Raw genomic sequence first — 7,733 nt, 5'->3', positions numbered from 1 at the left:
TGGAGGCCACGCCCGGAATCGAACCGGGGTATACGGATTTGCAGTCCGCTGCGTCACCACTCCGCCACGTGGCCGTTTCCCTGCGATCCGCGGGATTCGTAACCGCAATCTCAGGGCGGGCGGGGTATAGCAATTCCCCGGCCTGGGTACAACGACCAATACATGCTGAGAGCTTTCCGCCCTCTTAACCGGAGGTCGAGCCTTCCCGCGAAATTCAGCGAATTGAGTTTGCCCGCCGGGGCCAGTATAAACGCCGCCAACGCCTTACTTGCGGGCCCTTCGTGCCCAAGCCGCTGGGACAGATCATGACCGATTTCGCTACCGCCCGCCTCAACATGGTCGAAAGCCAGGTCCGCGTGAACGCGGTGACGGACGAACGGGTGATCGAGGCCCTCTCCGCCGTGCCGCGGGAGCGCTTCGTGCCGAGCGCGCGGCAGGGCATCGCCTACATGGACGAGGACGTGAAGATCGCGGACGGCAATCCGCCGCGTTTCCTCATGGAGCCTCGTGTCTTCGGAAAGCTCGCCCAGCTCGCGGAAATCGGCCCCGACGATCTCGTCCTCGATGTCGGCTGCGGCACCGGCTATTCGACCGCCGTGCTCTCGCATCTCGCGGGAACGGTAGTGGGACTCGAATGCGACGAAGGGCTTGCGGCGCAGGCCGGAGCGACGCTCTCCGATCTCGGCGTCGACAATGCGGTGATCGTCTCGGGCCCCCTGACCGAAGGTTGCGCCAGGCAGGCGCCCTATGACGTCATTTTCATCAATGGCATGGTCAGTTCGGTTCCGGAATCGTTGCAGGCGCAGCTCCGCGAAGACGGCCGCCTCGTTTGCGTGCTTGGCGATGGCGTTTCCGGCAGGGCGCGGCTTTATGTCCGCTCCGGCGGTTCCTTCAGCGGCCGCGACGCCTTCGACGCGAATGTCCGGTTTCTCCCCGGTTTTGAGCCTGTGGAGAGCTTTGTTTTCTGACAGGTACTGGCAGATTGCATCCAGTCACCGAAATACTTCTCAATCTGGGAATAGTAATTCGCACCGCCTGCATTTAGCCTGCCGGACTTGAGGTTCCACCTGCGGATGCGTTGAGGGACGAAGCCGCCTCTTTCGCGGAGAAGTAAGAAAAAATGAAGTCATCCAGAACAACATCCCTGACCCGTCTCCTCGCTCTTGCTCTCGGTACAACGGCGCTCACTGGCCTCCTCGCCATCACGCCCGCTTCCGCCGACAGCCTCACCGACGCACTTGCCGCCGCCTACCAGACAAACCCGACGCTGCAGGCGCAGCGCGCGCAGTTGCGTGCGACCGACGAAGGCGTACCGCAGGCTCTGTCGGGCTGGCGTCCAAGCGTGCAGGCGCAGGGCACCTATGGCGCGACGCATACCGACACGACCCTCAACACCGGCGCTACTGCCAAAGGCGACATTGAGCCCTATACGGGTTCGGTGACGCTCAGCCAGAACGTCTTCGCGGGCGGACGCACCGTCAATGCGACCGATCAGGCCGAATTCGGCGTGCTCGCGGGGCGTGAAGCGCTGATAAGCGTGGAACAGGCGACGCTCTTCAACGCCGTTCAGGCCTATATGGACGTCATTCGCGACCAGAGCGTCGTGGAACTCAATCGCAACAACGTCGATGTGCTCCAGCGTCAGCTTGAGGCGACCACCGACCGTTTCCGCGTCGGCGAACTCACGCGCACCGACACCGCGCAGGCCGAGGCCCGTCTTTCGCTCGCGAAGTCGAACCTGACGGCGGCGGAAGCGCAGCTCACGGCGAGCCGTGCCTTCTATGAGCGGGTCGTCGGCCAGATGCCGGGCACGCTCGAAAGGCCGCCCGTCGTCGCGGGGCTGCCCGAGACCGAGGAAGACGCGCGTTCGGTCGCAGAGAAGAACAACCCGACGCTCCAGTCGGCGCGCTATGCCGAGCAGGCCAACCGCGAAGCGATCTCGGTCGCCAAGGGCGCGCTGCTGCCGACCGTCGACATTCAGGCGCAGTATCAGTACGGGCGCGACCCCTCGCTGACCGTCCGGGATGTCGAGGAAAGCTCGATCCTCGGTGTGCTCACGATCCCGCTCTATCAAGCCGGCGTCGAATACTCGCAGGTGCGCGAGGCGAAGGAATTGCACAACCGGAGCCGCTTGCAGGTCGCGGCCGCGATGCGCGAGGTGGACGAGGCGGTTCGCAATGCGTGGAACCAGCTGCTCTCCTCGCGGGCGAGCATCGTTTCCAACCAGGAAGGCGTGAACGCGAGCGCGATCGCGTTGGAAGGCGTCCGTCAGGAATCCGAAGTGGGCGCGCGCACCACGCTCGACGTGCTGAATGCCGAACAGGAATATCTCAACGCCCGCGTGTCGCTCGTCAGCGCCGAACGCGATCTCGCCGTGGCCGAATACGGCCTTCTGGCCGCAATGGGCTTTCTCACCGCGCGGAACCTCGAATTGCCGGTCGATTATTACGATCCGGCAGTGAATTATGGCGAGGTTCGCAACAAGTGGATCGGCTTCGGCACTGCCGGCGACGAGTAGTCCCGACCGGTAACCGGAAAATTAAGGGGAAGTTGGCAAATTCGTTCAACTTCTCCTAAGGTTCTCTTGTTATTTGTCTTATTGGACGAGACGAAACACGCGCGAGCAGGGCGATTTGATGAGCAATCAGGGGCAGGCACAGGAACCGACGATGGAGGAGATTCTTGCCTCCATCCGCCGGATCATCTCGGAGGACAGCGGCTCGGAAGAGACGCCGCAGGAGTCCGCCGAGGCCGCACCGCCGCCTCCGCCTGCCGCGACCGCGTTTGCCGAAGAGCCCGCTGAAGAGGAAGTCGCGGAAGAAGACGACATTCTCGAACTGACCGAGGCACTTCCCGAGGAAACTTACGAGGAGCCGGCGCCGGAACCCGTGGCGCCTGCGGCCACCTACATGCCGGAGCCCGCGCCCGAACCCGAACTTATCGATGACATCCAGTTCGCGGAGCCCGAACCCGAACCTGTCTACGAGCCGATCCCGGAGCCTGAGCCCGAAGTCGCGCCTGCGCTCGCCACGGGCGTTGCGCCGCAGCCCGAACCTGTGGACGAAGCAGCCGATACAGACATTGAGGAGCCCGCCATGAGTGCCGATCAATCCCCGATTCTGTCGCGCGATGCCGAAACGGCCGCTTCTGCTGCCTTCGGCGCCCTGGCCAGTTCGCTGTCGAGCGCGAATGGCGGCCGCACGCTCGAAGACATCGTCGGCGACATGCTCCGTCCGATGCTCAAGGAATGGCTGGACGAGAACCTCCCGGCACTGGTCGAACGCCTCGTGGCCGAGGAAATCGAGCGCGTATCGCGGCGCAAACGCTGACGCCAGGCCACGATCTCCGGAAATCATCTTAGTGCGTCATGGCCCGGCTTGTCCGGGCCATCCACGTCTTTGCGGCCTTTCGAACATTGAGTAAGAAAAGACGTGGATGACCCGCATAAAGCGGGTCATGACGGATTTGTATGGTTTCCCCGGAACTTGATAGCTGGCCTTCGCCTGTGTAACACAGGCCCGCGCCGCCCTTTTTTGCGCCTCTTCTCACGGATGTGACCGAATGCTCGACAAGACCTTCAACCCGCAGGAAGCCGAATCCCGGCTCTATGAACTCTGGGAGGAAAGCGGCGCTTTCCGTGCCGGGGACCCCGAGCGGGTAGAAGCGGGCGCGAAGCCCTATTGCATCGTCATTCCGCCGCCCAACGTCACCGGCAGCCTGCACATGGGCCATGCGCTCAACAACACGCTGCAGGACGTGCTGATCCGCTTCGAGCGGATGCGCGGCAAGGACGTGCTCTGGCAGCCCGGCCTCGACCATGCCGGCATCGCGACGCAGATGATCGTCGAGCGCCAGCTTGAGGCGGAAGGCAATATCCGCCGCCGCGATCTCGGGCGCGAGGCCTTCATCGAGCGCGTCTGGAAGTGGAAGGGCGAGAGCGGGGGCACCATCATCGGCCAGCTCCGCCGCCTTGGCGCGTCCTGCGACTGGAGCCGCGAGCGTTTCACGCTGGATGACGGCCTCTCGAAAGCCGTGCTGAAAGTCTTTGTCGAGCTTTACCGCGAAGGCCTCATCTATCGCGACAAGCGCCTCGTCAACTGGCACCCCGAACTCCAGACCGCCGTTTCCGATCTCGAAGTCGAGAACATCGAGGTGAAGGGCCACTTCTGGCATTTCCGCTATCCGCTCGCCGATGGCGTCACCTATGAGTGGCCGCTCTTCGACGAGGAGGGCAATCCCGCCGGCACCGAGACGCGCAACTACATCGTCGTCGCCACCACGCGCCCCGAAACGATGCTGGGCGATACCGGCGTCGCCGTGAACCCGGAAGACGAACGCTACAAGCCGCTCATCGGCAAGTTCGTGGAGCTGCCGCTGGTCGGCCGCCGCGTGCCCATCGTCGCTGACGAACATGCCGATCCGGAGCAGGGTTCCGGCGCCGTGAAGATCACGCCCGCGCACGACTTCAACGACTTTGAGGTCGGCAAGCGGCAAGGGCTCGAGCAGATCAACATTCTCAATCCCGACGGCACGATCAACAATGACGTGCCGGAGGCCTATCGCGGTCTCGACCGTTTCGAGGCGCGCAAGCGTGTGGTTGCCGATATCGAGGCGCTCGGTCTTCTCGACCGCATCGAGGACAAGACCGTCATGGTCCCCCATGACGAGAAGTCCAAGATGGTCGTCATCGAGCCCTATCTCACCGACCAGTGGTATGTGGACGCCGCGACGCTCGCCAAGCCCGCCATCGACGCGGTGGAGCGCGGCGAAACCGTCTTCGTGCCGAAGAACTGGGAAAAGACCTATTTCGAATGGATGCGCAACATCCAGCCCTGGTGCATCTCGCGCCAGCTCTGGTGGGGCCATCGCATTCCCGCATGGTACGGGCCGGACGGTCATGTCTTCGTCGCCTACAGCGATGATGAGGCGGCCGCCGAAGCGGAAAAACACTACGGCAACCCGGTTGAGCTCACGCGCGACGAAGATGTTCTCGACACCTGGTTCTCGTCGGGTCTCTGGCCGTTCTCGACGCTGGGCTGGCCGGACAAGACGCCGGAACTCCAGCGCTACTACAAGACCGACGTTCTCGTCACCGGCTTCGACATCATCTTCTTCTGGGTCGCCCGCATGATGATGATGGGCCTGCATTTCATGGAAGAGGTGCCGTTCCACACGGTCTACATCCACGCCCTTGTCCGCGACGAGAAGGGCCAGAAGATGTCGAAGACGAAGGGGAACGTGATCGACCCCCTCAAGATCATCGACGAATATGGCGCCGATGCGCTCCGCTTCACGCTCGCCGCCATGGCCGCACAGGGCCGCGACATCAAGCTCGCGACGTCCCGCGTCGAGGGCTACCGCAATTTCGGCACCAAGCTCTGGAATGCGGCGCGCTTCTGCGAAATGAACGAATGCGTCCGCGTCGAGGGTTTCGATCCCGCGCGGGTGAAGGAAACCGTCAACAAGTGGATCGCGGGCGAGGCCGAGCGTACATCCGCCGAGATCACCGAAGCCATCGAAGCCTATCGCTTCAACGATGCGGCGAACGCGGCCTATCGCTTCGTTTGGAACGTCTTCTGCGACTGGTATCTCGAATTCATCAAGCCGCTGCTCCTGGGCGACAACGAGGAAGCGAAGGCCGAGACGCGCGCGACCGCCGCCTGGGCGCTTGATCGCATCCTGCTGATGCTCCACCCCTTCATGCCTTTCGTCACGGAAGAACTCTGGCAGCGTACAGGCGAGAAGGGGCCGGCCCGCGAGGGTCTGCTCGTGAAAACCTCATGGCCCGCGCATATCGGGCTCGGCGATGCGGCGGCGCATGCCGAGATGGATTGGGTCATCCGCTTCATCTCCGAAGTCCGTTCCGTCCGTGCCGAGATGAATGTGCCCGCCGGTGCGAAAATCGCGCTCCTCATCAAGGATGCGAACGAGGCGAGCCTTGCGCGGCTTGAGCGCCACCGCGATCTCATCCAGCGTCTCGCGCGTCTTGCGACCGTCGATGCCGCGTCCGAAGCGCCGCATGGCGCGGTGCAGCTCGTGCTCGACGAGGCGACGCTCATCCTGCCGCTTGCCGGGGTCATTGACCTCGATGCCGAGACGGCGCGCCTGCGCAAGGAACTCGGCAAACTCGCCGACGAGGTGAAGAAGATCGACGCCAAGCTCGGCAATGCGAAGTTCCTCGCCGGTGCGCCCGACCATGTCGTCGATGAACAGCGCGAGCGCAAGGCCGACGCGGAAGCGGCCATCGCGAAATTCGCCGATGCGCTGAAGCGGCTCGAAGGGGCGGCTTAGCGCCCCCGCGCTACCCCAAAACTTGTCATGCCCGGACTTGATCCGGGCATCCAGAAGCCGCCGCAGGCGGCGTCAATCTTCGCAAGAATCCTTTGCCGCGTTGGCTCGCGCGTCACGAAGAGCTTTTGAAGCGAGACGGCGCGCATTGCCGCGCCTTCTGGATTGCCGGGTCAAGCCCGGCAATGACGACTTTGGGTAAGCGAATATCTCGCGGTTCATCCTCAATGATTTACCGCCACCCAACAAAAAAGGCGGCCCCTCGGGACCGCCTTTTCCTTGTCCGCAGACCTTCGCTTACGCGTCGAACATGATCACCGAGCGGGCGAGTTCGCCGCGCTTCAGTTCGTCGAAGGCCTCGTTCACCTGTTCGAGCTTGATGCGGCGCGCGATCATCGTGTCGAGTTTGAGCTTGCCGGCCATGTAGAAATCGACGAGGCGCGGCATGTCGACGGGGAAGCGGTTCGAGCCCATCAGCGAGCCCTGGATCTTCTTCTCGCCGAGGAAGTCCGCGCCGTGCAGTTCGATGTTCACGCCCAGCGGGATCATGCCGATGATGTTCGCCGTGCCGCCGCGCGCCAGCATCCGGAAGGCCTGCTCCGTCGTCGCCTTGAGGCCGATCGCCTCGAAGGAGTGATGCACGCCGCCGCCGGTCAGTTCCATCACCTGCGCCACCGGGTCGCCGTCCTTCGCGTTCACGACATCCGTCGCGCCGAATTCCTTGGCGAGGTTCAGCTTCGAGCCCTGCATGTCGATGGCGATGATGCGGCCCGCGCCCGCGATCGCGGCGCCGTTGATCGCCGCGAGGCCGACGCCGCCGCAGCCGATCACGGCAACGGTCTCGCCGGGCCTCACATTCGATGTATGGATCACCGCACCCACACCCGTCGTCACCGAACAGCCGATCAGGGCTGCACGGTCGAGCGGCATGTCCTTGCGGACCGCCACGCAGGCATGTTCGTGGATCAGCATCTGCTCGGCGAATGACGAGAGATTGAGAAACTGGTTCATCGAACCGTCATCCTTGGCGAGGCGCGGTTCGTCGCCCGCCTGCCGCTTCGTTTCCGGGCTCACGCAGCGCGACATGTGCCCCGTCAGGCAATGCTCGCAATGGCCGCAAAATGCCGAGAGGCAGGTAATGACGTGGTCGCCCGGCTTCACCGTGTGAACCTCGGAGCCGACCTGCTCCACGACACCCGCGCTTTCATGGCCGAGCACGGCGGGCAGCGGGTAGGGGTAGGAGCCTTCCACGAAGTGAAGGTCCGAATGGCAGACGCCCGCCGCCACGGTGCGGATCAGCACCTCGTGCGGTCCCGGCTTGTTGATCTTCACGTCCTCAATGGTGAGCGGCTTGCCCACCTCGCGCAGAACGGCGGCTTTCATGGTGTTTCTCCCTGTGTCCGGATTTCGTTGATGATTTCGATTCTTGGGTTCCGGTTGGGGCG

Annotated in this window: 5 protein-coding genes and 1 tRNA gene; 4 read left to right on the top strand and 2 right to left on the bottom strand. The window is 63.4% G+C overall.

Annotation, left to right across the window (positions count from 1 at the left end; all coding sequences use genetic code 11):
• Positions 1-74: transfer RNA gene (locus tag ACKUUH_RS13785), tRNA-Cys, on the bottom strand.
• A 231-nt stretch (positions 75-305) separates the two neighbouring features.
• On the opposite strand from ACKUUH_RS13785, the gene ACKUUH_RS13780 reads away from it, so the two are divergent.
• From ACKUUH_RS13780 to ACKUUH_RS13765, 4 genes are all read left to right on the top strand, one after another.
• Entirely contained in the window at positions 306-968 is a 663-nt protein-coding gene (locus ACKUUH_RS13780) for a protein-L-isoaspartate O-methyltransferase family protein (RefSeq protein ID WP_407950486.1), read from the top strand.
• Between the two features lie 152 nt (positions 969-1,120).
• Positions 1,121-2,518, top strand: a complete 1,398-nt coding sequence (locus ACKUUH_RS13775) for a TolC family outer membrane protein (protein WP_407950485.1) — start codon at positions 1,121-1,123, stop codon at positions 2,516-2,518.
• A 118-nt stretch (positions 2,519-2,636) separates the two neighbouring features.
• The gene (locus tag ACKUUH_RS13770) at positions 2,637-3,329 is read left to right on the top strand and encodes a DUF2497 domain-containing protein (protein ID WP_407950484.1); all 693 of its coding nucleotides are present in this window, start codon (positions 2,637-2,639) and stop codon (positions 3,327-3,329) included.
• Positions 3,330-3,561: 232 nt separating this feature from the next.
• Positions 3,562-6,291, top strand: coding sequence for a valine--tRNA ligase (locus ACKUUH_RS13765; protein ID WP_407950483.1), 2,730 nt, complete (start codon positions 3,562-3,564; stop codon positions 6,289-6,291).
• A gap of 294 nt (positions 6,292-6,585) precedes the next feature.
• Here the strand turns inward: ACKUUH_RS13765 and ACKUUH_RS13760 are convergent, their stop codons facing one another.
• The gene (locus ACKUUH_RS13760) at positions 6,586-7,671 is read right to left on the bottom strand and encodes a Zn-dependent alcohol dehydrogenase (RefSeq protein WP_407950482.1); all 1,086 of its coding nucleotides are present in this window, start codon (positions 7,669-7,671) and stop codon (positions 6,586-6,588) included.
• Between the last annotated feature and the right edge of the window lie 62 nt (positions 7,672-7,733).

The sequence above is a fragment of the Parvibaculum sp. genome (assembly GCF_045863935.1).
In the GTDB taxonomy this organism is placed as follows: domain Bacteria; phylum Pseudomonadota; class Alphaproteobacteria; order Parvibaculales; family Parvibaculaceae; genus Parvibaculum.
This window is presented reverse-complemented; position numbering and strand designations above follow the sequence as displayed.